Origin of the sequence: Variovorax monticola (assembly GCF_051216855.1) — a bacterium.
Classification (GTDB): Bacteria; Pseudomonadota; Gammaproteobacteria; order Burkholderiales; family Burkholderiaceae_C; genus Variovorax.
In genome coordinates this window covers 114,971-138,237 of the sequence record NZ_JBPJZP010000009.1, presented here as the reverse complement: position 1 = coordinate 138,237, position 23,267 = coordinate 114,971, and the positions used below count along the sequence as shown (strand labels likewise).

Annotated in this window: 23 protein-coding genes and 1 pseudogene; 11 read left to right on the top strand and 13 right to left on the bottom strand. The window is 69.5% G+C overall.

Annotation, left to right across the window (positions count from 1 at the left end; all coding sequences use genetic code 11):
* Positions 1–17: 17 nt before the first annotated feature.
* Both ACSFA5_RS30155 and ACSFA5_RS30150 read left to right on the top strand, forming a co-directional pair.
* Positions 18–1,553: a mannose-1-phosphate guanylyltransferase/mannose-6-phosphate isomerase gene (locus tag ACSFA5_RS30155; protein WP_435447723.1), complete on the top strand. Its 1,536-nt coding sequence runs from the start codon at positions 18–20 to the stop codon at positions 1,551–1,553.
* 16 nt (positions 1,554–1,569) lie between these two features.
* Complete coding sequence (locus ACSFA5_RS30150) at positions 1,570–1,821, top strand: DUF6719 family protein (RefSeq protein ID WP_435447722.1); 252 nt, start codon at positions 1,570–1,572, stop codon at positions 1,819–1,821.
* Between the two features lie 7 nt (positions 1,822–1,828).
* Here ACSFA5_RS30150 and ACSFA5_RS30145 read toward each other — a convergent pair whose 3' ends face one another.
* The 3 genes from ACSFA5_RS30145 to ACSFA5_RS30135 all read right to left on the bottom strand — a co-directional run bounded on the left by ACSFA5_RS30145 (position 1,829) and on the right by ACSFA5_RS30135 (position 4,645).
* Entirely contained in the window at positions 1,829–3,229 is a 1,401-nt protein-coding gene (locus ACSFA5_RS30145) for a type II toxin-antitoxin system HipA family toxin (RefSeq protein ID WP_435447721.1), read from the bottom strand.
* On the bottom strand, positions 3,226–3,624 hold the full coding sequence (locus ACSFA5_RS30140; protein WP_435447720.1) for a helix-turn-helix domain-containing protein: 399 nt from the start codon (positions 3,622–3,624) through the stop codon (positions 3,226–3,228). The genes ACSFA5_RS30145 and ACSFA5_RS30140 overlap by 4 nt, the downstream gene beginning before the upstream one ends.
* Positions 3,625–3,733: 109 nt before the next feature.
* The gene (locus ACSFA5_RS30135) at positions 3,734–4,645 is read right to left on the bottom strand and encodes a LysR family transcriptional regulator (protein WP_435447719.1); all 912 of its coding nucleotides are present in this window, start codon (positions 4,643–4,645) and stop codon (positions 3,734–3,736) included.
* A gap of 97 nt (positions 4,646–4,742) precedes the next feature.
* Here ACSFA5_RS30135 and ACSFA5_RS30130 point away from each other — a divergent pair, with 97 nt between their 5' ends.
* From ACSFA5_RS30130 to ACSFA5_RS30120, 3 genes and pseudogenes are all read left to right on the top strand, one after another.
* Positions 4,743–5,981 carry an MFS transporter gene (locus ACSFA5_RS30130; protein WP_435447718.1) on the top strand — a complete coding sequence of 413 codons (1,239 nt, stop codon included), beginning with the start codon at positions 4,743–4,745 and terminating at the stop codon, positions 5,979–5,981.
* Between the two features lie 166 nt (positions 5,982–6,147).
* Complete coding sequence (locus ACSFA5_RS30125) at positions 6,148–6,438, top strand: nucleotidyltransferase family protein (protein ID WP_435447717.1); 291 nt, start codon at positions 6,148–6,150, stop codon at positions 6,436–6,438.
* 86 nt (positions 6,439–6,524) lie between these two features.
* Positions 6,525–6,827, top strand: a pseudogene (locus ACSFA5_RS30120) (HepT-like ribonuclease domain-containing protein); the annotation flags it as partial.
* 43 nt (positions 6,828–6,870) lie between these two features.
* On the opposite strand, the gene ACSFA5_RS30115 reads toward ACSFA5_RS30120, so the two are convergent.
* Genes ACSFA5_RS30115 through ACSFA5_RS30105 form a run of 3 tightly spaced genes read right to left on the bottom strand, consistent with a single transcriptional unit; the run spans position 6,871 to position 9,682 of the window.
* The gene (locus ACSFA5_RS30115) at positions 6,871–8,004 is read right to left on the bottom strand and encodes a DSD1 family PLP-dependent enzyme (RefSeq protein ID WP_435447716.1); all 1,134 of its coding nucleotides are present in this window, start codon (positions 8,002–8,004) and stop codon (positions 6,871–6,873) included.
* 11 nt (positions 8,005–8,015) lie between these two features.
* Entirely contained in the window at positions 8,016–9,005 is a 990-nt protein-coding gene (locus tag ACSFA5_RS30110; protein WP_435447715.1) for a tripartite tricarboxylate transporter substrate-binding protein, read from the bottom strand.
* Entirely contained in the window at positions 9,002–9,682 is a 681-nt protein-coding gene (locus tag ACSFA5_RS30105; protein ID WP_435447714.1) for an HAD-IA family hydrolase, read from the bottom strand. The genes ACSFA5_RS30110 and ACSFA5_RS30105 overlap by 4 nt, the downstream gene beginning before the upstream one ends.
* Positions 9,683–9,754: 72 nt before the next feature.
* On the opposite strand from ACSFA5_RS30105, the gene ACSFA5_RS30100 reads away from it, so the two are divergent.
* The 6 genes from ACSFA5_RS30100 to ACSFA5_RS30075 all read left to right on the top strand — a co-directional run bounded on the left by ACSFA5_RS30100 (position 9,755) and on the right by ACSFA5_RS30075 (position 15,254).
* Positions 9,755–10,708 carry a LysR family transcriptional regulator gene (locus ACSFA5_RS30100; RefSeq protein WP_435447713.1) on the top strand — a complete coding sequence of 318 codons (954 nt, stop codon included), beginning with the start codon at positions 9,755–9,757 and terminating at the stop codon, positions 10,706–10,708.
* Positions 10,709–10,801: 93 nt separating this feature from the next.
* Entirely contained in the window at positions 10,802–11,818 is a 1,017-nt protein-coding gene (locus tag ACSFA5_RS30095; protein ID WP_435447712.1) for an ABC transporter substrate-binding protein, read from the top strand.
* Positions 11,815–12,912, top strand: coding sequence for an ABC transporter permease (locus tag ACSFA5_RS30090; RefSeq protein WP_435447711.1), 1,098 nt, complete (start codon positions 11,815–11,817; stop codon positions 12,910–12,912). The genes ACSFA5_RS30095 and ACSFA5_RS30090 overlap by 4 nt, the downstream gene beginning before the upstream one ends.
* Positions 12,906–13,736: an ABC transporter ATP-binding protein gene (locus tag ACSFA5_RS30085; RefSeq protein ID WP_435447710.1), complete on the top strand. Its 831-nt coding sequence runs from the start codon at positions 12,906–12,908 to the stop codon at positions 13,734–13,736. The genes ACSFA5_RS30090 and ACSFA5_RS30085 overlap by 7 nt, the downstream gene beginning before the upstream one ends.
* A 78-nt stretch (positions 13,737–13,814) precedes the next feature.
* On the top strand, positions 13,815–14,972 hold the full coding sequence (locus ACSFA5_RS30080) for a c-type cytochrome (RefSeq protein WP_435447709.1): 1,158 nt from the start codon (positions 13,815–13,817) through the stop codon (positions 14,970–14,972).
* A gap of 75 nt (positions 14,973–15,047) precedes the next feature.
* Positions 15,048–15,254: a dodecin gene (locus ACSFA5_RS30075; RefSeq protein WP_339090707.1), complete on the top strand. Its 207-nt coding sequence runs from the start codon at positions 15,048–15,050 to the stop codon at positions 15,252–15,254.
* Between the two features lie 57 nt (positions 15,255–15,311).
* On the opposite strand, the gene ACSFA5_RS30070 is transcribed toward ACSFA5_RS30075, so the two are convergent.
* The 7 genes from ACSFA5_RS30070 to ACSFA5_RS30040 all read right to left on the bottom strand — a co-directional run bounded on the left by ACSFA5_RS30070 (position 15,312) and on the right by ACSFA5_RS30040 (position 23,165).
* Complete coding sequence (locus ACSFA5_RS30070) at positions 15,312–16,406, bottom strand: ABC transporter substrate-binding protein (protein WP_435447708.1); 1,095 nt, start codon at positions 16,404–16,406, stop codon at positions 15,312–15,314.
* Between the two features lie 52 nt (positions 16,407–16,458).
* Complete coding sequence (locus ACSFA5_RS30065) at positions 16,459–18,240, bottom strand: ABC transporter permease subunit (RefSeq protein ID WP_435447707.1); 1,782 nt, start codon at positions 18,238–18,240, stop codon at positions 16,459–16,461.
* Positions 18,237–19,412 (bottom strand): ABC transporter ATP-binding protein, encoded by a 1,176-nt coding sequence (locus ACSFA5_RS30060; RefSeq protein WP_435447706.1) that lies wholly within the window; start codon positions 19,410–19,412, stop codon positions 18,237–18,239. The genes ACSFA5_RS30065 and ACSFA5_RS30060 overlap by 4 nt, the downstream gene beginning before the upstream one ends.
* 3 nt (positions 19,413–19,415) lie before the next feature.
* Positions 19,416–20,618 carry an acyl-CoA dehydrogenase family protein gene (locus ACSFA5_RS30055; RefSeq protein ID WP_435447705.1) on the bottom strand — a complete coding sequence of 401 codons (1,203 nt, stop codon included), beginning with the start codon at positions 20,616–20,618 and terminating at the stop codon, positions 19,416–19,418.
* Positions 20,619–20,824: 206 nt separating this feature from the next.
* Positions 20,825–21,448 carry an alkylhydroperoxidase domain protein gene (locus ACSFA5_RS30050; RefSeq protein ID WP_435447704.1) on the bottom strand — a complete coding sequence of 208 codons (624 nt, stop codon included), beginning with the start codon at positions 21,446–21,448 and terminating at the stop codon, positions 20,825–20,827.
* Entirely contained in the window at positions 21,445–22,092 is a 648-nt protein-coding gene (locus ACSFA5_RS30045) for a CMD domain protein (RefSeq protein ID WP_435447703.1), read from the bottom strand. Before ACSFA5_RS30045 ends, ACSFA5_RS30050 begins: the two co-directional genes overlap by 4 nt.
* Positions 22,089–23,165, bottom strand: a complete 1,077-nt coding sequence (locus ACSFA5_RS30040; protein WP_435447702.1) for a putative FMN-dependent luciferase-like monooxygenase — start codon at positions 23,163–23,165, stop codon at positions 22,089–22,091. Before ACSFA5_RS30040 ends, ACSFA5_RS30045 begins: the two co-directional genes overlap by 4 nt.
* Positions 23,166–23,267 lie beyond the last annotated feature (102 nt).

Below are 23,267 nucleotides of genomic sequence, written 5' to 3'. Positions count from 1 at the left end.
CTCCTACGCAGGCGATCATGAACAACACACCCATCCACCCCGTGGTTCTTTGCGGCGGCAGCGGCACGCGGCTGTGGCCGTTGTCGCGCAAGGCGCTGCCCAAGCAGTTCGCACCGCTCATCGGCGGCAAGAGCCTGCTGCACATGACGCTGGAGCGCCTGAGCGTGCTGAACCCCGACATCACCTGCATCGCGGCGGAAGACCATCGCTTCCTGGTGAAGGAAACGGTCGAGGCCGCGCAGACCACGGGCCGGCAGATTCTGGAGCCGGTGGCGCGCAACACCGCCGCGGCCATGGCCTGCGCCGCGCTGCTGGCCGCGCCGCAAGACCTGCTGCTGTTCGCGCCGTCGGACCACCACATTCCCGATGCGGCGCTGTTCGCGCGCACCGTGCGCGCAGGCGTCGATGCGGCGCTGGCCGGAAAGATCGTCACCTTCGGCGTGGTGCCGAGCTTTCCGAGCACGGCCTACGGCTACATCGAGGCCGGCCAGCCGTCGGGCGACGGGCACAGCCAGGCCGTGGTGCGCTTTGTGGAGAAGCCCACCGCCGAGGTGGCGCAGACCCTGCTGCTGCACGGCGGGTACAGCTGGAACGCGGGCATTTTCCTGGTGCAGGCGCGCACGCTGATCGCGGCACTGCGCGGGCATTCGCCCGACATCCTGCTGGCCTGCGAGCGCGCCACGGCGGCGGTGTCGACCGACGGCAGCTTCCTGCGGCTGGACAGCGCGGCCTTCCAGGCCTGCCGCAGCGACAGCATCGACTACGCCGTGCTCGAAAAGCACAAGGACATCGCCGTCGTGAAGTTCGAAGGCATGTGGAGCGACGTCGGCAGCTGGAACGCGGTGGCCGCGCTGCACCCGGCCGACGAGGCGGGCAACCGCCTGAGCGGCAAGGCCCGCGCGCTGAACTCGCGCAACACCTTCATCCACGCGCCGCACCGCCAGGTGGTGGCGCTGGGCACCGACGGCCTGATCATCGTGGACACCCCCGACGCCGTGCTGGTGGCCGGCGCGGGCTGCGCCGAGCAGGTGGCCGAGGTGGTGCGCAAGCTCTCGCTGGACGGCTGCGCCGAGGCCACCGAACACCGCCGCGTGGTGCGGCCCTGGGGCGCCTACGACAGCGTGGACAACGGCGAGCGCTTCCAGGTCAAGCGCCTGACCGTCAAGCCCGGCGCCAAGCTGTCGCTGCAGATGCACCACCACCGCGCCGAACACTGGATCGTGGTGCAGGGCACGGCCAAGGCCACGTGCGACGGCGTGGTGACGCTGGTGCGCGAGAACGAATCGATCTACCTGCCCTCGGGCGCGGTGCACCGGCTGGAGAACCCGGGCAAGACGACGCTGGAGGTGATCGAGGTGCAGACCGGCGGTTACCTGGGCGAGGACGACATCGTGCGCTTCGACGACACCTATGGGCGGTGTGCGCCGGTGCACACGCTGGCGGATGTGATGCCGGCTGTGCCGGTCGCGCCGGTGGCCCAGGTGGCGGCGGTGTCTTCGGTGTCCGCCGGGTCGGGCGCGAATGCGGTGTGGCATGCGCCCGTGGCGCACTGAGTCTCCGGCCGCGCCCATGGCCAGGTTCTTCGGCCTGGCTCTGGTGTGCGTGTTCGCCGCCGACCCCGCGTGGGCGGCGTCCGGCGCCATCGAGTTCCTCAAGGAAATGCCGGAGAAAGGGAGCGTTCGCCAGGGCGCGGTGGTCTATGTCGACGACGGACGTTGTCCCGCGGGCGAGGTCAAGAAAATCACCGGGGGGAACCAGATGACCGGCGTTGCCCGCAAGGTCGAATGCGTGAAGCGGCCGCCGACGGACGCGCCGTCCTGAAAGGCGCTCAGGCGCTGCCTGGCCCCATCGACCGCACGGCCTCGTCCCAGGCCGCGAGCAGTTCGGGCCGGCGAAGCCGCTTCGCCGCCTGCCGCAGGTGCGGATGGTTCGCCACGCGTGTCAGCAGTTGCAGCTTCTGCCGGGGCGTGAGGCCGCTGGCCACGATGGGCGCCAGCCACTGCCGGGCCGCCTGCGCCGCCACGTCGCGAACCACCTTGGCCGCACCGGCGACCTGCAGGCCCAGTTCGTTGCAGAACGCCTGCAGCCGCGCGGGGCTCAGGATGGCGTCTTCATGCTGCTTGCCGGCGCTCGGCGTGAGCCGCAGCGCATGGCCGCGCGCGCCGTTGTAGAGCACCGTCGCGGTGATGTCGTAGGCAGGCGCCAGCGCGGCGTGGTGCCGGTCGCGGTAGAGCAGCCCGATGTTCTTCAGGTGCATGTCGGCATTGCCGAGCAGCTCGTTGACCTCGATGCGGCGCAGCAGCTCGTGCACCGCCGGCTCGCCGCATTCGGGCAGGCTCAGCAGCACCGCCGCAATCGCGAGGTAGGACTCCGTGTACTTCTGCTCCGGCGGCACGCCGAAGACCTGCGCGAAGTCTTCGAAGTGGAACTTGGCGCGCCGGTCGTTCTGGGCACGGTCGAACCTTGTCACGGCCAGGAACTGGCCGTCGACCTCTTCGCCCAGGTCGTAGCGGTGCGGCGCGGCCAGCGCCGACAGGGGCACCAGCTCGAAGCGGCACACATCGACGCCGGCCAGCCCCGCCAGCGTCATGCTCAGGTTCTCGAGCTGCGGCATGCGCGCGTACTCGGACGACGGCAGCTTGGCGATGATGGCGGCATCGCCCTGGGACGTGCGGCCCACGAAGCGGCCCTCGGCGTTCTTGTTGACGCCGATCTTGGGCTGCACGCCCGAGATCGACAGCGCGCCCTGAAACGGCTCGGCCCAGACCGAGGCCTCGAGCGCGTCCTGGTTCTGCGTGACCAGGCGCTGCAGCGTGGCGCGCGAAATGTCTTCCCACTCCGCAGTCACCGCGCCTGGCATGTTCTTGCCGCAGGCCGCGATCATGCCCATGTGGTCCAGCGGATCGATGTCGGCTTCCTCGGCCACGAAGCGGCGGAACACGCCTTCGGGCAGCAGGTTCTGAAAGAACGGCGGCAGCTGGTAGTCGCCCTTGCCGCCCAGCACCGTGTTGAATTCGGGCCGGGTCACGTCGAGCCAGAACGACTGCTGCTGCGCAGGGTCGGCCGCGCGCATGGACTCCGACAGCACATCGGCGTCGTCCCACGCAAGCCGGGCGTAGCTCTCGTCGGCGACGAAACGCATCACGGGCGGCGAGGCGGGCTGCTGGTACTTGAACAGGCAGCCGATGCGCCGCCCGTACAGCTTGATCACGAGAACGGGCACGTTCATGGGCGGCTTTTCCGTGTGGCGCGAGCGACGCGGGTCACGGGGGCGGCGCCTCCCTCCTTCAGGCTGGCCAGCCTGCGCTGCACCGCCGACAGCACATGCGACGAGTTGCCAGGGGATGCCGCAGGCATTGCGCCGGTGCTGCCTGGAGGCAAGGCCGCATCGGAAAGACCGAGCTCGGGCAGTCCGCGCTTGAGCGCCCTAGGCACGGTCGCCAGGTCGAGCTGCAGCACCTCCATCACGGCCAGCAAGGTCGACACCTGCACATCGTTGCCCTTGAACAGCCGGTACACGGCCTGGCGGCTGACGCTGGCCTGCTCGGTGAGTTGTTGCCGCGTCAAGCCGCTGGCCAGCCGGGCGGCTTCCAGGCGTTGGGCGAGGTCGAGGGAGGTGCTCATGGCGTTGCGTATTCGGTCTTGGTAGGCATAACTTATCGCATTCGCAACATTCAAGCAAGTTGCGTATTCAATAAGTTTTTATAAATTTATCGTATTCGATACGACCAGGTCAGCGAATTTTCAGCACCGCGCTCAACCGCTCGACCAGCACACTCACCTTGGGAAGCGATTGCCGGCTGCGCAGCCACACCAGGCTGAGCGGCAGTCCGTCGGTCGACGCCTCGGGCAGCAGCTCGACCAACGCGCCGCTGGCGAGTTCGTCCGTGATGAGCCACGTGGCCAGTTGCCCGATGCCCCAGCCGGCAGTCACCGCAGAGGCCAAAGCCTCGCCGTGCCCCACCACCAGCCGCGCATCGACCGCGCGCTGCTCGACGGGCCGGCCCGGCGTGGCGAACAGCCACGGGCTGATGCGGCCGTCGCCTCGCCCGTACACGACCAGGTCGTGCCCGGCCAGATCGTCCAGGCTCGCGGGCCTGCCGCGCGCGGCCAGGTACGAAGGTGACGCGCAGAAGATCAGCCGCTCCAGCCCCAGCTGCCTGTAGCCCAGCGCGGCCACCGAGGGCACCGGACCGCCGATGCGCACGGCAATGTCGACGTTGTCTTCCGCCAGGTCCACGAACCGGTCCGAGAACGACAGGTGCGGGCGCAACTGGGCATAGCGCTCCACCATCGGGCGCAGCAAGGGAAGCACTCGCAGGCGCCCGAACGAGACCGGCAGGTCGAGCCGAACCTTGCCCGCGGGTTCGCTCTGTCGCTCGGTCGCCAGCACGATCTCGGCCGCCTCGAGCTCGCCGAGCACCATGGCACAGGTCTGGTAATAGACCTTGCCCGCCTCGGTGAGCGCAAGGCTGCGCGTGGTGCGCTCGAACAGCCGCGCGCCCAGGCGCTGCTCCAGCCGCGCCACGCTCTTGCTGACGGCCGAGGCCGTCAGGTGCAGACGCTGCGCCGCGCTCGCGAAACTGCCCGCGTCGGCGGTGCAGACGAAGGCTTCGATGCCCTTCAGGCGCTCGGTAGGGTTCATGCGGCTTTATTCAGGAAATTGGGGAAGTAATCACAGGAAATCTTATCGCCAACGCTCCCTTTCATCACGAATAAGCTCAGGGTTTACCAGAACCATCATGCCGATCCAGCCCTCCTCACCTTCCCTCGGTTCATCGCCGCAGCGCAGCGGCGCGACCGCCCAGCCGGCGGGCGGCATGCTGTCGATCGTGATCCTGGCCGTCGCGGCCTTCGTGATCGTGTCCACCGAATTCCTGATCGTCGGGCTGCTGCCCGCCATGGCGGCCGACCTCGGCGTGTCGGTGCCGCTGGCCGGCCAACTGGTCACGCTGTTCGCGTTCACCGTGATGCTGTTCGGCCCGCCGCTCACCCTGCTGCTGTCGCACCTGGACCGCAAGCGGTTGTTCATTTCGATCATGGTGGTCTTCGCCTTCGCCAACGCCCTGGCGGCGATGGCGCCCAACCTGTGGGTGCTGGGCATTGCGCGCTTCATTCCCGCCCTGCTGCTGCCGGTGTTCTGGGGCACGGCGAGCGAAACGGCCACGCGGCTGGTGAAGCCGGCCATGGCCGGCACGGCGGTGGCGCGGGTCTACCTGGGCATCACGGCGGCGTTGCTGTTCGGCATTCCGCTCGGCACGCTGGCCGCGGGCACCATCGGCTGGCGCGGCGCGTTCTGGGCCTTTGCGCTGCTTTCTCTGCTGACGGCCGTGTTGCTGGCCGCCTGCATGCCGGCGCAGGCCCGGCCCGAGCGCATGCGCATCGGCCAGCAGATGCGCATCCTGCGGGAGCCCGCGTTCCAGTGGCATGTGGCGCTGTCGGTGGTCGTGTTCACAGCCATGTTCACCGCCTACACCTACCTGGCCGAAACCCTCGAAAAACTCGCGGGCGTCGCACCGGCGCAGGTGGGCTGGTGGCTGATGGCCTTCGGCGCGGTAGGCCTGCTGGGCAATGCGCTGGCCGGAAAAATGATGGACCGCTCGCCCTTGCGCGCGACCGTCCTTTTCACCGCGCTGCTGGGGTTCGGCATGGCCGGCGCGGCGCTGGCTGCGGGCGGCACCATCACGTGGCTGGTCGTGGCACTGGCGGCATGGGGCATTGCGTACACCGCGCTGTTTCCGGTCAACCAGGTGCGCGTGATGAAGGCCGCACCCCAGGCGCAGGCCTTCGCGGGAACCATGAACGTGTCGGCCGCCAACGCCGGCATCGGCCTGGGCGCGGTCTTCGGCGGCCTGGCGATCCGACACCTCGGGCTGGCCAGCCTGGGCTACACGGCGGCGGGCATTGCCGCGCTGGCCGTGGTCATGGCACTGGCCATGGGACGCATGGCGCGGCGGCAGGCGGATGCAGGCGCGCGCTGAGTCGATTGCTGGCGCCCGGCCGGTTCAGACGACAGATTTTGAGAGGTCGCACCAAGCCACCGACGTGACACGCAAAATCAAGGCGTTGTGAGTCTCGAAGATAGTTTCTGAAACGCTATTCCCGATTCACTACCATTGCGATGAGTTTCGATAACAAGGGATCTCCATGCGACCTTCGGTTGCGCTTGACATGAAGCGAAGTGCCGTGCGCGAAGCGGTGAAACGCTTTCGCACGGCGAATCCGCGCGTCTTCGGTTCGGTGCTGCATGGCACCGACCTTGAGGGCAGCGACCTCGATCTGTTGGTCGATGCGCTACCGGGTGCCACGTTATTGGACTTGGGCGGTCTGCAGGACGACCTGGAAGCGCTGCTCGGCATTCACGTCGATTTGCTGACACCCGGCGACTTGCCGCCGAAGTTCCGGGCCAAGGTGCTCGCGGAGGCGCAGCCGGTATGAATGAAAACCGGCTTCCTGATTACATCGATCACATACAGCGGGCAGCAGCGGATGCATGCAGCTTCGTGTAAGGGTCGACCAAGGACGACTTCCTGGCTGACAAGCGCACCCAGCAAGCCGTCATCATGAGTCTGGTCATCGTCGGCGAGGCCGCCACGAAGGTGATGGAGAGCCATGCCGCGTTCACTCAGGCGCATCCCGAGGTGCCGTGGCGAAACATGCGCGGCATGCGCAATCGCATGGCCCACGGCTACTTCGACATCGACCTCCATGTGGTGTGGGAGACAGCACAGCAATGGCTGCCAGAGTTGCTGAAGCAACTGCCCATCGTGCGCCAGGATGCCGACGCGCTAGACAGTGACGGCCCTGAACCAAGCAAGCCATGTTGATTGGCTAAGCCACTTCTGCCCCGTTTGGAAAACCAGGGTGCGGTCACCACCCGTGGAACCGCCCCCACGTCTGCAGCCCGCCGTCTTCAGACAGCGCGTGGTACTCCGGAAACTGCGCCCCCGTCGCGCACGCATGGTTCGGCAAGATGCGCAGCCGCGTGCCGATCGGAAAGCGCGCGGCGATGTCCGTGTTCGCAGCGCCCTCTTGCGACACGATGCCGTGCTCCTGGTTCGCGCCGCCGAGCACATAGCCTTCGAGCACCGCACCGTCGAGCGTGCACACCTGGCCGTAGCCGAAGTCGCGCTTCTGCTTCTGCGTGCCCCGGTCGCGGCTCATGGCCATCCAGCCGGCATCGACGATGGCCCAGCCCTTCTCTGCCTGGTGGCCGATCACGGTGGTGAGCACGCTCAGGGCCAGGTCTTCTTCGGTGCACACGCCCACGTTGCGCATCACGAGGTCGAAGAACACGTACACGCCCGCGCGCACCTCCGTCACGCCTGCCAGCGCCTCGGCCATCAGCGCCGTGGGCGTGGAGCCCACGCTGACCACCGGGCATGGCAGGCCCGCGTCGCGCAGTCGTCGAGCGGCGCGCACGCAGCCTGCGCGCTCCTGCTCGGCCATGGCGCGCAGGGCTTCGGGCGTGTCGAGTTCGTAGCTGGAGCCCGCATGCGTCATCACGCCGCCCAGGCGCATGCCGCCGTCGTGCAGCGCGCGCGCCACGTCGAGCAGCGCGCCTTCTTCCGGCTTGATGCCCGAGCGGTGGCCGTCGGTGTCGACCTCGATCAGCACCTCGAACACCTCGCCGTTCGCGCGGCCGAAATCGGCGATGGCGCGGGCCGACGCCACGCCGTCCGTGACGATGACCAGCGTGCAGCCGCGCCGGCGCAGTTCCATCGCATGCGGCAGCCGGTGCGGCGCCATGCCGACGGCATAGAGGATGTCGGTGAAGCCGCCGGCAAAGAACTGCTCCGCCTCTTTCAGCGTGGACACGGTGATGCCCTGCGCGCCGGCCTCGCGCTGCGCCTTGGCGACGTCGATGCACTTGGTGGTCTTCACGTGCGGGCGAAAGCGCACGCCCAGCGCGTTCATGCGCTGCTGCATGCGTTCGATGTTGCGCTGCATGCGCGTGCGCTCGATGAGCGCGGCGGGGGTGTCGAGGGTCTCGAGGGTGTTCATGAAGTCGTCCATCAGTCCAGGTACTCGCCCTTGGCCTTGAGCGCAGGCACATCGTCGCGCAAGCCGCGTGCGATGAGCGCCGACACGGCCGCGGGCTGCAGCGCATCGGTGGTGGGCAGGTCCACGCCCACGCTGTGCATCTGCTTGCGAAATTCGGGGTCGGCGGCGGCGCCGGCCAGCGCGGCACGCAGCTTCTGCAGCGCGGGTTCGGGCGTGCCGCGCGGCGCGAAGACGGCGTTCCAGGCGCGCACGTCGAGCGCATAGCCCGCCTCGGCGGCCGTGCCCACGTTCGGAAGCTGCGGCAGCCGCGCCGAAGACAGCACGGCCAGCGCCTTGATCTTGCCGCCCGCCACCTGCGGCAACGCGGTGGTGGTCTGGTCGCACATGAAGTCGGTCTGCCCGCCCATCAGGTCGTTCATGGCCGGGGCCACGCCCTTGTAGGGAATGTGCGCCACGTTCTGTTTCAGCGACGACAGCAGCAGCACGCAGCCGTAGTGCGAGATCGACCCGACGCCCGCGCTGCCGAACGAGGCCTTCGCCTTGCTGGTGCCCAGCCAGGCGACGAACTCTTTCAGGTTGTTGGCCGGCAGGTCGGCGCGCGCCAGCAGCAGCATGGGCGCCGAACCCGCCAGGCCCACGGGCACGAAGTCGGTCTCGGGGTTGTAGGGCAGCTTCTTGTAGAGCGCCACGTTGGCCACGTGCGTGCCGATGGTGCCGAAGCCCAGCGTGTAGCCGTCGGGCGCGGCCCTCGCCACCTTGGCGAGGCCGATGGTGCCGCCGGCCCCCGCCACGTTCTCGATGACGACGGTCTGCCCCATCTGCTTGCCCATGTGCAGCGCGAAGCCGCGCGCCAGCGCGTCGCTCGGCCCGCCCGGCGGAAAGGGAACGATCAAGGTCACGGGGCGCTGCGGGAAGGCATTCGTCTGCGCCAGCACCGGCGCATGCAACGCGAGCGCGGCCGTCGCCGCAAGCAAGCCGCGAACGAGCGCGGCCTGCTTCATGCCTTGCTCCCGAACGACTGCAGCCACGGCAGCGCCGGTGCCAGCGTGTTGCCTTGCACTTCGGGCGACGGCGCGCCCTGCGGCAGCGACAGGCCCACGCGGTTGTGCCAGCAGGTGCGCAGGCCGACCGCCGAGGTGCCGAACATGTCGTAGCCCGAGCCGGCGACGAAGGCCGCGTCCGCCGCTTTCACGCCCAGCTTGTCGAGCGCCATCTGGTAGGGGCGCGGGTCGGGCTTGTAGAAGCCGGCCTCCTCCGAGGTGACGACCACGTCCCAGTCGATGCCGAGCCGCGCCGCCGCCAGGTGGCCGAGCCGCTTCGAGCAGTTGGTGACCACGGCCAGCTTGCAGTGCGGCTGGAGCGCCAGCAGCAGCGCGCGGGCGCCGTCCCACACGGGCAGCGTGTGCCATTGGGCTTCGAGCGCGTCGGGCGCCGAATCGGCCATGCCGGTGTTGCGCGCGGCATCTTTCACCAGCTGCTCGTAGGGCACGTAGGCGCCGCAGCCATAGGTCAGGCGCAGGTACTCGGCGCGCCAGGCGCGGCCCTTTTCTTCGGAGCCGGCGGCGGCGTTCCACACGGTCCAGGAATCGAGCAGCGCGGTGAGCAGGTCGAACAGCACGGCGCGGGGGTAGGACGCAGGGTTGTGCGGGTGGTCTTGCATGGCGGCGGGGGTGTGCATGAGCACGGACTGTACGTTTCAAGACGCTGCCTGTGCTTCAATGCGCGATCATCAATCGTTAAGCGCAAGTTAATGATCCAGGTCGAAGACATGCAGCTCGCGGCAGCCCTGCTGCGCGAGCCTTCCCTCAGCGCCGCGGCCCGCGCGCTCGACGTCACGCCGCCCGCGCTGTCGATGCGGCTGCGCAAGCTGGAGGCCACGCTGGGCCTCTCGCTGGCCACCCGCACGTCACGGCGCCTGGCCCTCACGCCCGAGGGCGAACGCTTCGCGCGAGAAGCCGCCGCGCTGCTCGGCCAGATCGAAGGCCTGCGCGATTCGATGCAGCGCGACGACCAGCGCCTGACCGGCACGCTGCGCATCGCGGCGCCCTTCGGCTACGGCCGGCAGTACATCGCGCCGATGCTGGTGCGCTTCGCCCGCCTGCACCCCGGCCTGCACCTGCAGCTGGACCTGCGCGAGACACCCTGGCCCGACCGGCACGACGCCGACGCGGTGATCCATATCGGCGCGGTGCGCGACTCGTCGTGGGTGGCGCGCACGCTGAGCGCCAACGAGCGCTGGCTGTGCGCCAGCCCCGAGTACCTGCGGCTGCACGGCACGCCCCGCGCGCCGCGCGACGTGATGGGGCACGACTGCATCTGCATCCGCGAGAACGACGAAGACGTGACGCTGTGGCACCTGCGCCCGGCGAAAGCCAAAGCAACTTCCCGCTCGGGCAAAGGCAGGGGTCAAGCCACCGTGAAACGCACCGCCGCCCGCGAGACCCTGCGCATCTCGCCCGCCTACGTGACCAACGACGGCACCGTGGCCCGCCAGTGGGCCGAACAAGGCATGGGCCTGGTGCTGCGCTCCGAATGGGACGCAGCCGAGGCGGTGGCGGGCGGCACCCTGGTGCGCGTGCTGGCCGACTGGCAGTTCGACAGCGCCCCGGTCACGCTGCTGGTGCCCAGCCGCAAGGGCCGCACGGCACGCGTGCAGGCCGTGGTCGCCTTCCTGGTCGAGAGCTTCGGCGCCGACGGAAAGTAGCTGCGCGCATATCCATAGCCGCATTCATTCGTTGTTGGCGCAAGGGGGCGCGCCAACACTGCGGGCTTCCAATATTCCGGTGGAGAAGCTCCGATGAACGTTCCCTTCGAACACTTGCCGCCCTCGCGCCGCAGCGTGCTGCAGGCCGGTGCCGCGGCCGCCGTGGTCGGCTCCGCGGCCCTGCTCGGCACGTCGGCCTGGTCGCAGCCTCGCAAGCTCACCTTCGCCTGGAGCCAGGCCGGCTTCTGCCTCGCGCCCGTGCCGGTGGCGCTGGAGCGCGGCCTGTTCGAGAAGAACGGGCTCGACGTCGAGTTGCTCAACTGGGCCGGTTCGTCCGACCAGATGCTGGAAGCGCTGGCCACCGGCAAGGCCGACGTGGGCGTGGGCCTGATCCACCGCTGGGTGAAGCCGCTGGAAGCCGGCTTCGACGTGAAGGTGGTGGGCAGCGTGCACGGCGGCTGCCTGCGGCTGATCGGCGCCAAGGCCTCGGGCATCACGTCGGACGTGGCCAGCCTGAAGGGCAAGACCATCGGCGTGTCCGACCAGAACAGCCCCGCGCGGCAGTTCTATGCGATTCACCTGGCCAAGAAAGGCATCGACATCGACAAGGACGTCGACTGGCGCGTGTACCCCGCCGACCTGCTCGACGTGGCCGTGAAGAAGGGCGAGATCCAGGTGATTGCCGACGGCGACCCGAACTTGTTCCTCATCGAGAAGCGCAACCCCGGCGTGTTCACCGAGCTGGCCAACAGCGCCAAGGGCGAATACGCCGAGCGGCTGTGCTGCATCGTCGGTGCGCGCGGCGAGTTCGCGCGCAACGACAAGCCGCGTGCCGCCGCCGTGGTGCGCGCGCTGGCGCAAGCGTCGGACTACGTGGCGGAAAACCCGAACGAGGCCGCCAGGATCTATTCGAAGTACGCCCCCAAGGTGCCGCTCGAAGACCTGCAGAAGCTGCTGGCCGAGCTCACCTACAAGCACCATCCGGCGGGCAAGGCCCTGCGCAACGAGGTCGAGGCCTTTGCCACCGACTTCCGCAACGCCGGCATCCTGAAGAAGAGCACCGACGTGACCCGCTTCGCCAACCAGGTTTCGCTGGACGTGCTCGCATGACGACCGCCGAACAACTCCTGGATGCGCCGCTGGGGCGGCACGGCGATGCGCCTGCCACGACCGCGTCACGCCCGCAACGCGCACCCGCTGCCTCGCCCAAGGCCGCGGACACCGTCGTGCTGCGTCCCGCCGTCCCCACCGGCATCTGGGCTACCGGCCTGCTGGCCGCCGCCGCCTGGCTCGCGCTGGGCCTGCTCACGCTGCTGTGGCCGAACAAGGCGGTCGGTTTCAGCGACTGGGCCTTCACCGAAGAATTCGGCATTGCCACGCTGGTGGTGGCCGCCCTGCTGCTGGCCATCGGCCTGCTCGGCTCGCGCGCGGGCAAGGTGACGCAAACGCTGCGCCCGGCCGGCCAATGGCTGGTCGCGCTGGCCGTGGGGTTCGCGGTGTGGGAGGTGGCCACCGCCAAGCTCGGTGTGCTGCCCTCGCCCTTCTTCGCGCCGCCGCAGAGCCTGATCGACGTGGTCAACGAAGACTGGCAGCGCCTGGGCCTGTCGACCGCACATTCGCTGCGCCTGCTGGCCAACGGCTTCGTGCTGGGGGCGCTGGTCGGCTTCGTCACGGGGGTGCTGATCGGCTGGTCGCGCATCGCGGGGTACTGGGTGCATCCGCTGCTGCGCTTCCTGGGGCCGGTGCCCGCGTCGGCGCTGCTGCCGCTGGCCTTCTTCTTCGCGCCGTCGAGCTACGTGGCGGCCGTGTTCCTGGTCGCGCTGGCCACCTTCTTTCCGGTGGCGGTGCTCACCTGGTCGGGCGTGGCCTCGGTCAACAAGAGCTACTACGACGTGGCGCGCACGCTGGGCGCGTCGGAGCGCTTCCTGGTGCTGCGCGTGGCCGTTCCGGCCGCCCTGCCGCAGGTGTTCGTCGGCCTGTTCATGGGCCTGGGCGCCTCGTTCTCGGTGTTGATCACGGCCGAGATGATGGGCGTGAAAGCCGGCCTGGGCTGGTACCTGCAATGGGCCCAGGGCTGGGCCGCCTACGCCAACATGTACGCGGCGCTGTTCGTCATGGCCGCGCTGTGCTCCAGCCTCATCACGCTGCTGTTCAAGGTGCGCGACCGCGTGCTGTCGTGGCAGAAAGGAACCGTCAAATGGTGAACGCCGTGCTTCCTCCCACGCCTGCGCCCACAGTCACTGCGCCCACGGGCACAGCGGCCACCGCCGTCAAGGGCGCCCACATCGACATTCGCGGCGTCAGCCACTGGTTCGAGGTGGCGGGCGGCGTGCTGCAGGTGCTCGACGGCATCGACCTGCAGGTGCAGCCCGGCGAGTTCGTGGCGCTGTTGGGGCCCAGCGGCTGCGGCAAGTCGACGCTGCTGCGCCTGGTGGCCGGGCTGGAGCCCGCCACCACCGGCACCATCACGCAGGACGACCAGACCATCACCCGCCCCGACCCGTCGCGCATCGTCGTGTTTCAAGACCCGACGCTCTACCCCTGGCGCAGCGTGTGGGACAACGTGGCGCTGGGCCTGCAGGCGCGCGGCGTGCTGAAGGAACAGCGCGGCCGGGTCGACGAGGCGCTCAAGCTCGTGGGCCTGACCGATTTTGCGAAAGCCTTTCCGCACCACCTGTCGGGCGGCATGGCGCAGCGCGTGGCGCTGGCGCGTGCACTGGTGAACGACCCGCAACTGCTGGTGCTCGACGAGCCGCTGGGCAAGCTCGACTCGCTCACGCGCATCGCCATGCAGAGCGAGCTGGTCAACCTGTGGCAGCGTGCGGGCTTCTCCGCCCTGCTGGTGACGCACGACGTGGAAGAGGCGCTGTTCCTGGCCAACCGCGTGATCGTGCTGAGCGACCGCCCCGCGCGCATTGCGGCGGAGATCGTGGTCGACCTGCCCTACCCGCGCCACCGCGGCGACGCTCGCCTGGCCGAACTGCGGCACGAAGCGCTGAAGCACCTCGGGCTCGACGCCACGTGGTGAGATGAGCGTCGCGCCGGGCCGCCTACAGCGAGCTGAAGCTCAAGTTCGCATCGCGGTGCGAAGCACGGAGGCATGCCGTTGAGCAGCGTTCCCGAGGCCGATTGGCTCAACCTGCTGATCGGCCTGCTGCAAGGGGCGCAACTGCAACTGCTGCGCGTGCTCGATGCACTGGGGCTGGTCGTGCAGGCGCACGGCCAGCCGGCTTGGCCGTGGGCCCGGCGGCTGTCGGGCGAGAACCTGTTGATCGACCTGGGCCAGGCGCGCCGGCTCGGCATCACGGTCGTGGTGCTGGCAGCGGCCTTGCTGGTTCTGTTGGTCGCGCTGGCGTGGCGCCGCCGCCGTCTGTGGCTGGTGGCGCTGACGACACTGCTGGTCGTGCTCGCGCCCTGGCCCGACGCCAGCGTGGTGCTGGTGCCTGCGTACCCGACGAGCTTTCAGCAATCTCCCACGGGTTTCACCGCCGCCAGCATCGATCGCGGGCGCGTGCTCTATGCCGCGCAGTGCGTGGCCTGCCACGGCACCGACGGCAAGGGCCAGGGGCCGCTGGCCGCGGCGCAGCCGGTGTGGCCGCCCAACCTCGCCGGCCCGCTGCTGTGGCGGCGCGCCGACGGCGACGTGCTGTGGCATGTGCTGAACGGCGTGCGCGACCGGCACGGCGCCACCACCATGCCCGGCTTCGGCCCCGCGCTGCGCGACGAAGACGCCTGGGCGCTCATCGATTTCATGAAGGCGCAGGGCGCCGGAGAAAGCCTGCGCGCGGCCGGCCTGTGGACCCAGCCCATTGCGCCGCCCGACATGGCGGTGCAATGCAAGGGCAAGCCGCAACGCATGCTGAGCAGCTGGCGCGGGCAGCGCCTGCGCATCGTGGCGGCCGGCGGCGAGCGGCTGCTCGAAGACCCGCGCATGGTCACCGTGTTCCTGAAGCCGGATGCGCGCGCAGCCGATGCGCAACTCGGCGATTGCGTGGCGGATGCCCCGGCCGCGTGGTCGGCCTTCTCGCTCATCGCCGCCACCGACAAGCTTGCCGGCACGCAGCTCATCGTCGACCGCGACGGCTGGCTGCGCGCGCGCGGCGAGCCCGGCAAGGGCGAATGGAGCGACGACGACCTGCTGTGCCGCACCGATTCGCCGGTGCGTGCCGATTCACGACCCTTGCCGCCCGACGGCCTCGGCGCGCTCATCGCCCGCATGGACGCCGAGCCCGTGCGCTTCGTCAAGGGCGGCTTCGTCCATTGAGGCCCGCACCAGGCAACGACAGGACTACGATGTTTTCCGGGCCGCTGGCCCATCAACCTGAAGGAGACCCCTCTCATGTCCAACCACGTCTACAAGACCCTCGAACTCACCGGCTCGTCGCCCACCGGCATCGAAGACGCCGTGCAGACCGCCATTGCCAAGGCGCACGAGACGGTGCGCAACATCCAGTGGTTCACCGTGACCGAGACGCGCGGGCATGTGGTCGAAGGCAAGGTGGCGCACTGGCAGGTGTCGCTGAAGATCGGGTTCACGCTGGAGTGAACAAAAAAAGGCGCACGGCCTGAACGGCCGCGCGCCCTTCCTTGACAACGCCCCTGATCAGCGCGCCAGCAACTGGTTGAGCTTCTGCTGCGCGTATTCCTCGTTGGTGGTGCCGTCCGGTGCCTTGGCGCCCCAGAAGTCGGCGTTCCACTTGATGGCCTTCTTCTCGACCTCGGGGCTGTTGGTCCAGTAGTCGCGCAGCTTGGGGTCGGCGGCCGCGTACACGCGCGGCGACGGCAGCGCCACGCTGGTGGCTTCGGCGACACGGGCGGCGCGCTCGGCGTCCAGGCGGTACGACAGCAGCTTGAGCGCGGCGTCGTAATGCGGTGCGTCCTTCGGAATCGAGAAGAAGTCGTAGTAGGTGAAGGCCTGGTCCCAGGTCAGCTCCAGCGGCGCGTTGGCGTCTTCCTTCTTCAGGCGCGCCACCGGGCCGGTGTACGACAGGCAGGCGGAGGCTTCCCCGTCGAGCAGCAGTTGCGGCGCCTGCGAATTGGTCAGCCACCACTTGACCACGTGCGGCTTGATCTCGGCGATCTTGCGCAGGGCGCGGTCGAAGTCGACCGGGTAGATCTTGTCGGCCGGCACGCCGTCGGCCAGCAGCGCCGACTCGAACACGAAGCGCGACCACTGCGGCAGGCAGCGCTTGCCCGGAAAGTCCTTCACGTTCCAGAAGTCGGCCCAGGTCCTGGGGTACTTCTTCGACGGAAACGCCTCCTTGTTGTAGACCAGCGCCACGCCGATGACCTGCAGCGCCACGCCCTTGGGCCGCACGGCCTCCTTGGGCAGCGACGCCACGGTCTTCTGCGCCTCGGGCGAGAGCTTCTTGTAGTCGATCTCGGCCAGGTAGGGGTCGAGCTGGCGCACCTCCTGGTCGAAGATGAAGCTCAGGTCCCACTCGGTGCGCCTGGCCTCCACCTGCGCCTTGACGCGCGGCCCGCCGCGCGCCTCCTGCACGGTCAGCACCTTGATGCCGGTTTCCCTGGTGAAGGGGTCGTACACCAGGCGGCGCAGGTTCTCGCCGTAGGTGCCTCCCGGGTCCTGCGTGACGACTTCCTTGGCCTGGCTCCAGGCCGGGCCGACGCCGCAGGCGCTGCCCAGGGCGATCGCCAGGGCGAGCAGGGTCTGCAGCGGGCGGGGATTCGATGGCTTCATGCGGATGCTTTCTTTCTTCAAATGACAAAAGGACATGGAGCGGCTCGGCGCTTCAACTGCGCTTGCGCGCGGCCCAGGCCGAGCGCGCGAGGAACAGGCCGGCGACGATCAGCACCACCTCGAAGGTGGCCACCACCGCCGGCACGGGGTCGAGCTTGTAGTTGACGTTGCCCCACAGCCGCAGCGGCAGCGTGGTCATGCGCGCGCCGCTCAGGAACATGGACAGCACCAGGTCGTCGAACGAATGCAGGAACGCGAAGAACGATGCCGCCAGCACGCCCGGGCGAATGGCCGGCAGCGTGACGAACCAGAACACCCGCAGCGGCGACGCGCCGTGCACGGCCGCGGCCTGCTCCTGGCGCAGGTCCACCGCCTGCAGGCTGGCCGCGACGATCACCAGCACCAGCGGAATGCCGCCGATGGCATGCGCAGCCGCCAGGCCGGGAATGCTGCCCGCGAGACCCGCGCGCAAGAACAGGCTGTACAGCGACAGGCCCAGCACCACGCCCGGCACGATCAGCGGGCTGACCAGAAAGGTCATCCATGCCGTCTTGCCCGGCAGCGACGAGCGCACCAGGCCGAACGCGGCCGCCGTGCCGAGCACCACCGAGATGCCGGTGGCCAGCAGCCCGACCGCGACCGAAGTGCCCAGCGAAGACATCCACACCGGGTCGGACAGAAACTTTTCGTACCAGCGCAGCGAATACGCGGGCGGCGGAAAGCGCATGTAGGCCGAGTCGCTGAACGAGATGAGCGCGGCAACGGCGATGGGCAGCAGCAAGGTCAAAAAGGCCACGGCCGCCAGCGCCCCCGACACCGCCCGCCCGAGCCACGCCGGCACCGCGCCGAGCAGGCGCAGCAGCGGCCAGCCGAGCAGATCGGCGGCGCGCTCCAGCACGGCGCGCCGCCATGAAGCGACGGGGCCTTGCGTCGCTTCACGGCTGGGCTTGCTCGAGCGCTGCCCGCCCCAGATGAACTCCAGCCCCAGAAAGCGCGCCGCCACCGCGACCACCAGCAAGGTCACCACCAGAAGCACGGCGGCCAGCGACTGCAGGAAGCCGCCGCTCGCCAGAAAGTCCGCCTGCTGCGTGATGTGCATCGCGAACATCTGGTCGGCCGGGCCGCCCAGCAGCGACGGCGTGATGAAGAAGCCCAGCGCCGAGATGAACACCAGCAGCACGCCCGCCAGCAGCCCCGGCAGCGTCTGCGGAAACAGCACGCGCCAGAACACCGCCAACGGCCCTGCCCCGCTGGCCGTGGCCGCGCGCTGCACCAGCGGATCGATGCGCGCCAGGCTGCCGCCCACGGTCAGCACCATCAGCGGCAGCAGCACCGCACCGATGGCGATGAGCACCGACGCGCGGTTGAAGATCAGCGGCAGCGGCGCATCGACGATGCCCAGCCCGACCAGCAGCTTGTTGATGGGCCCGTTGCGCCCGAGCAGCACCATCCACGAGTAGTTGCGGATCAGCACCGAGATGAAATAAGGCAGCACCACGGCGGCCGTCAGCACCAGCTTCCAGGTGCCGCGCGCGCGGTGGATGAGCAGCGCGGTCGGGTAGCCGAACAGCGCGCACAGCGCTGCCACCGCCGCCGCGATGCCGAAGGTGCGCACCAGCGATTCCCAGTACAGCGGCACCGCGAACACCCGTGCGTAGTACGACAGACCTGCCTCGCCCGCCACGCTCAGGTGCAGCAGGTCGGCCAGCGGCAGCACGTAGAAGAAGGCGAAGAACAGCAGCGCGGGCGCGAGCAGCCACGCAGGGTTGCGCAGGTCGACGCGGGCCGTCCAGCGCGGGCCCGTGGCCACATTCGATGCGCTCGATGCGCTCACGCCAGCACCCAAGCGTCGCCGGCCTGCCAGGCCAGGTGCACGGTGTCTCCGATGGCAGGCCGACGGCCGTCGCGCGGGTCCAGGCAACGCACCTGCACCTTGCCGCCGCCGGGCAAGGCGGCGTCGATGCGCAGGATCTCGCCGAGAAACACGGTCGATTCGACGGTGGCCGCCAACGTGCAATGCCTGTCCTCGGTGCCCGGGGCCACCAGCGACACGCGCTCCGGCCGCACCAGCACCTTCACCTGTCGACCCACGGCCAGCGGTGTGCCGCCGTGCCTCGCCTCGAAGCTGTGGGCATCGCCGGCCTGCAGCACCGCGGCATCGCCTTCCACGCGCAGCACGCGCGCATCGAGCACGTTCGACTCGCCCACGAACCGCGCCACGAACTCGTTGCCGGGCTCCCGGTACAGCGCACCTGGCGTGCCGACCTGCACGATGCGCCCCTGGTCCAGCACGGCGATGCGGTCGCTCAGCGCCAGCGCCTCGCCCTGGTCGTGCGTGACGAAGACGATGGTGGTGCCCAGCGTGCGGTGCAGCGCGCGAATCTCGATCTGGATGGCCTCGCGCAACCGCCGGTCGAGCGCGCTCAGCGGCTCGTCCATCAGCACCACGCGCGGCCGGCGAACGATGGCGCGCGCAATCGCCACGCGCTGCTGCTGGCCGCCGCTGAGCTGCGCGGGCAGCCGCCCGGCGTACTCGCCCAGGTGCAGCAGCTCCAATGTTTCGCCGATGCGGCGCGTGCTCTCGGCGCGGCCCAGGCCCGCCATGCGCAGCGGAAAGCCGACGTTCTGCGCCACCGTCATGTGCGGAAACAGCGCGTAGTGCTGAAACACCATGCCGAAGCCGCGCTGGTGCGGCGGCACGCCGCGCACCGAGCGGCCGTCCACCAGGATGTCGCCCTCGTCCACCGCCGCGAAGCCTGCGATGGCGCCCAGCAGCGTGGTCTTGCCGCTGCCGCTGGGGCCGAGCAGCGTGACGAATTCGCCGGGCTCGATCTGCAGGCTGACGTTGTCCACCGCGGTGAAGCGGCCGAAGCGGCGGCTCAGGCCGTGAATGGCGATGCGGCTGCCGATGGACGACGACGACGCGGCGCTGCGCACGCCGGTTGCCGCACGCAGGGCACGGGCGGCGGGTGTGCCCAGGGGAATGTCGGTGCCGATGGAACTCATCTGTCAGCCGTAGCCATATGGGTTGGGCGCGTCGCCGGCCAGCAGCCACGCGCCGATGCTCTGGTGCCGGTAGTCCAGCGGGTCGTGCAGCGTGTGCACGCGCACGTTGCGCCAGTAGCGGTCGAAGCCGTGGCGCGATGCGGTGGCGCGCGCGCCGACCAGTTCGAAGATCTGCGAGGTCACGTGCAGCGCGGTGCGCGCCGCCTGCGTGCGGGCCGAGGCCACGTCGATGGCCAGCGCGGCGCGCTCTTCGGCCGTCAGCGCGGCGCCGCGCTCCCAGGCCTGCTGGAAGCGCGCGTTGGCGTGGTTCGACAGCGCCGTGGCGGCCTGCAGGCCGGACCACATTTCGCCGGCGCGCAGTTGCAGCATGCGGTCGTCCTGCGCGCGCTCCACGCCGGCCTGCGGCCAGGGCTGGGTCTGCGTGCGCAGGTACTCGATGGCCGCGCGCAAGGCGCCCAGCGCGTTGCCCAGGTAGATCTCGGTGAGCACGACCTGGCCGATGAGGTTGCGCAGCGTGGCACGCGCGCTCGACGCCACGCCAGGCGAGCCGAGCACCTCGTCGTGCGCGATGCGCACATGGTCGAACTGCACGCTGCCGCTGTCGGTCTGGCGCTGGCCCATGTTGTCCCAGTCGTCGTTCACGCGGATGCCCGCGCGCGACGTCGGCACCACGGCGAACACGCGGTCGGTGGGCTCGGGGCCCAGCACCACCGACACGTTGAGCACGTCGGAGTCGGTGGCGCCGGAGCAGAAGGCCTTGACGCCGTCGATCTCGAGGCCCTCGGGCGTGCGCACGGCGTTCAGGCGCGTGTCGCGCGCGTTCACGGCGTTGCCCCAGAACCAGCGGTGTTCCACCGCCTGGCCGAGGAAACGTGCCTGCTGCGCCTGGGAGCCGAACAACAGCACGCTCGCGACCTGCAGGTGCTGGAAACCGAACAGGTGCGCCAGCGAACTGTCGGCCTGCGCAAGGCGACGCAGGATGCGCAAGATCAGCGGCCACGCCGCCTGCTGGCCACCGAACGCGGACGGAATGGCCAGCGTCAGCAGGCCGCTCTGGCGCAGCAACTGCCGCTCGGCGAGTGCGGTGCCGCCGGCACGGTCGCGCTCGGCGGCGGTGGCGGCCAGCGACTCGGCCAGTGCGTTGACCGTGGAAGTGAATTCTCCGAAGTCTTCGGCGAAAGGGTCCGAAGAAGCGGAAACAGACAAGGGGGAGGAAGACAAAGAAGACAAGGCGATTCCGGCGAGCCGCAAAGGCGGCAGTGGAGCGGGGAAACGAGGAAGCGAGAAGCCGCCAGGCGATGAAGCCACGGAGTCTAGAAACGGAAGTGTTCACCTGGAACGAAGAAAAGCGCATGAGCACATGCGAACTTCGTTGCGGCCAGGCGCGCACGCCCGGCCGGCCTGTGATGCATTCAGGCAGCCGGCGCGTTTTCCTGCGGCTCGCCCAGCGACAGCATCAGGCGGTTGGCCCAGTTGAAGAACGCCGCGCCGTGGATCACGTCGGCAATGGCCAGGTCGTCCAGGCCTTGTGCGCGCAGGCTGTCGATGTGCGTGCCGTCGAAGGTCGAAGGCGTGGACGACAGCGCCACCGACGCGGCGACGATCGCGTTCCAGCGCTCGCCGAGTTCGGCCAGCTCGCCATTCACGCCTTCGTCGAGCAGGCGCTGCACGTCGTCGGTGCGGTGCGAAAAATGCGAGGCGAAGCGCGCATGCACCGACGCGCAATAGATGCAGCCGTTGTAGCGCGAGGCCGCGGCGGCCGACAGTTCGCGCTCGGCGCGCGGCAGACCGGCCTCGGGGTTGTAGAAGATGTCCTTGTCGGTGCGGGTGCGCGCGCCCAGGATGTCGGGGTCGCGCGCCAGCAGGCGGAAGTACGGCGACTTGGCGCGCGCGGCGTCCACCAGGCCCGCGAAGTGGCGCTCGGTCAGTTCGGCCTCGGGCAGCGGCGCCAGCCAGGGCAGCCATTCGAGCTGCGCCTGCGTGAATGCCGTGGGGGCCGTGTTGCCGGCATGGGTCAGGGTCGATTCGGTCGTCATGGGGTACAGGCGATGTGGGCTGCGGGCCGTTGCGCCAGGGCCTTCAGGCCGGTGACGACGCGGATCTGGAACGCGAGGAAGGCCACGAGCTGCGACAGGGTCACGACCTCGGTGCTGCTCCAGCCGGCGTCGAGCAAGGCCTGCAGCGCCGCAGGGCTCGCGTCGCGCGGATGAAAGACCAGCAGGTGCGCATGCACCAGCGCCGCCGAGAGCCGGCCGCCGAGCACTTCACGGTGCGCATCGCTCACCGTGTACGACGGGCCTGTCGCGTCTTCCACGCTGAGCCGGCCCGCGGGGTAGCTGCCGTACGGCCCTTGGGCCTTCTTGCCCAGCTTTATCTCGCCGGCAATGGCATCGGCCACGCCGGCGCGCGCGCCCTGCCCGGCCAGTTGCTGCGCATAGAAACGCGCCGCGTCGGCCTGGCCATGCAGGCCCGCGACGAAGGCTGCGACGGCGAACCGGTCGGCGATGTCGAAATGCCCGAACACCGGCGGGGTGGGCGCGAACAGCGACAGGTAGCTCTGCTGCGCGTTGATGCGCGCCTGCTCGCGCTGCACGCGAAGCCGGTCGATGGAATCGCCCGGCGCGATGCCGACCAGTTGGTCGATCACGTCGGGAACGGGGGTGGGTGCAACGGCGTTCATGCGGCCTCGAGAAGTGAAACAGGTGATGCGGAAGAAGGAGCCGCCGCGTCGCGCACCCAGCCCAGGGCCGGCGCGACCACGGTGGCGGTCAGTTCGATGGAGCGCAGGATCGCGGCGTGCGGCGGATCGACTGAGTGCACCTGGCACACCAGGTCGGTCACGCGCGCCAGCGTGCTGTCGGCGCGCAGCGAGGCGATCACGTCGTCGGGCGAGCCGACGTGCACGTCGTACGCGGCAATGAGTTGTTCGAGCGTGGCGTCGGGCCCTGCGCGGTCCGCGAGACCGGCCTGCCCCGACGCGGCAAAGCGCGCGGCCGAGCGGCGCAGGCCGATGTCGGCCAGGCGCAGCGCCTCCTGGCGCGTATCGGCCACGAACACGCTGCGCGAGCCCACGATGCGCGGCGCCCTGCCGGCCGGCAGCGCGGCCAGGTAGGCATCGACGATCGGGTTCTGGATGTCGGCGAGCGTGGCCTCCAGCGCATCGACGGGGCGCGGCTGCGTGCGCGACAGCATCAGCCCGTCGCCTGCCTGCCCGGCCCGCGTGCCGCCGGCCACGGAGAAGGTGGCTTGCCAGATGCGGTCGAGCAACTGCGAGCCCGCGGGGTACAGCGTGTCGCCGCCGGCGAGCGGCTGGCCGGCCCAGGCGGCGCGCACCGCGTCGAGTTGCCGCGCGAACAGCGCCGAGCGGTCGTTGCCGCCGAGCCCGAAGGCCGCGAACGATTCAGGCGTGCCGCCCGTGCCCACGCCCACGTCGAGCCGGCCGCCCGAGAGCAGGTCGAGCACGACGGCGTCTTCGGCCACGCGCACCGCGTTCTCCAGCGGCAGCGTGACGATGCCGGTGCCCAGGCGGATGCGCCGTGTGCGCGAGGCCACGTACGAAAGAAACACGAACGGCGACGGCAGGCCTCCCTCATGTTCATGGAAATGGTGCTGCGCGACCCAGGCGGAATCGAAGCCGAAGGCCTCGGCATGGGCGATCTGCGCGGCCACGAGGCGGTAGCGCTCGGCCGCGCCGGTGTCGTCGAGCAGGCGGCTGAAGAAGCCGAGGCGCAAGGGAGTTCTGGAGGCGGACAAGGTGCGGCGCGGAGTGCTGGGAAAGCGCCGATTGGGCCCGCAACGCCGCGCATGCGGAACGCCTGATTTCGCGTTTGCTTATCCGTTTTTCGTCGGTGCCGG

Bases quoted from the DNA above. Each gene is read 5' to 3' on its own strand.
- ACSFA5_RS30110 (WP_435447715.1), bottom strand. From the start codon at position 9,005: ATGAAGCAGGCCGCGCTCGTTCGCGGCTTGCTTGCGGCGACGGCCGCG.
- ACSFA5_RS30125 (WP_435447717.1), top strand. From the start codon at position 6,148: ATGCGACCTTCGGTTGCGCTTGACATGAAGCGAAGTGCCGTGCGCGAA.
- ACSFA5_RS30085 (WP_435447710.1), top strand. From the start codon at position 12,906: ATGGTGAACGCCGTGCTTCCTCCCACGCCTGCGCCCACAGTCACTGCG.
- ACSFA5_RS30130 (WP_435447718.1), top strand. From the start codon at position 4,743: ATGCCGATCCAGCCCTCCTCACCTTCCCTCGGTTCATCGCCGCAGCGC.
- ACSFA5_RS30140 (WP_435447720.1), bottom strand. From the start codon at position 3,624: ATGAGCACCTCCCTCGACCTCGCCCAACGCCTGGAAGCCGCCCGGCTG.
- ACSFA5_RS30090 (WP_435447711.1), top strand. From the start codon at position 11,815: ATGACGACCGCCGAACAACTCCTGGATGCGCCGCTGGGGCGGCACGGC.
- ACSFA5_RS30100 (WP_435447713.1), top strand. From the start codon at position 9,755: ATGATCCAGGTCGAAGACATGCAGCTCGCGGCAGCCCTGCTGCGCGAG.
- ACSFA5_RS30105 (WP_435447714.1), bottom strand. From the start codon at position 9,682: ATGCACACCCCCGCCGCCATGCAAGACCACCCGCACAACCCTGCGTCC.
- ACSFA5_RS30050 (WP_435447704.1), bottom strand. From the start codon at position 21,448: ATGACGACCGAATCGACCCTGACCCATGCCGGCAACACGGCCCCCACG.
- ACSFA5_RS30155 (WP_435447723.1), top strand. From the start codon at position 18: ATGAACAACACACCCATCCACCCCGTGGTTCTTTGCGGCGGCAGCGGC.
- ACSFA5_RS30075 (WP_339090707.1), top strand. From the start codon at position 15,048: ATGTCCAACCACGTCTACAAGACCCTCGAACTCACCGGCTCGTCGCCC.
- ACSFA5_RS30045 (WP_435447703.1), bottom strand. From the start codon at position 22,092: ATGAACGCCGTTGCACCCACCCCCGTTCCCGACGTGATCGACCAACTG.
- ACSFA5_RS30150 (WP_435447722.1), top strand. From the start codon at position 1,570: ATGGCCAGGTTCTTCGGCCTGGCTCTGGTGTGCGTGTTCGCCGCCGAC.
- ACSFA5_RS30070 (WP_435447708.1), bottom strand. From the start codon at position 16,406: ATGAAGCCATCGAATCCCCGCCCGCTGCAGACCCTGCTCGCCCTGGCG.
- ACSFA5_RS30115 (WP_435447716.1), bottom strand. From the start codon at position 8,004: ATGAACACCCTCGAGACCCTCGACACCCCCGCCGCGCTCATCGAGCGC.
- ACSFA5_RS30095 (WP_435447712.1), top strand. From the start codon at position 10,802: ATGAACGTTCCCTTCGAACACTTGCCGCCCTCGCGCCGCAGCGTGCTG.
- ACSFA5_RS30060 (WP_435447706.1), bottom strand. From the start codon at position 19,412: ATGAGTTCCATCGGCACCGACATTCCCCTGGGCACACCCGCCGCCCGT.
- ACSFA5_RS30135 (WP_435447719.1), bottom strand. From the start codon at position 4,645: ATGAACCCTACCGAGCGCCTGAAGGGCATCGAAGCCTTCGTCTGCACC.
- ACSFA5_RS30145 (WP_435447721.1), bottom strand. From the start codon at position 3,229: ATGAACGTGCCCGTTCTCGTGATCAAGCTGTACGGGCGGCGCATCGGC.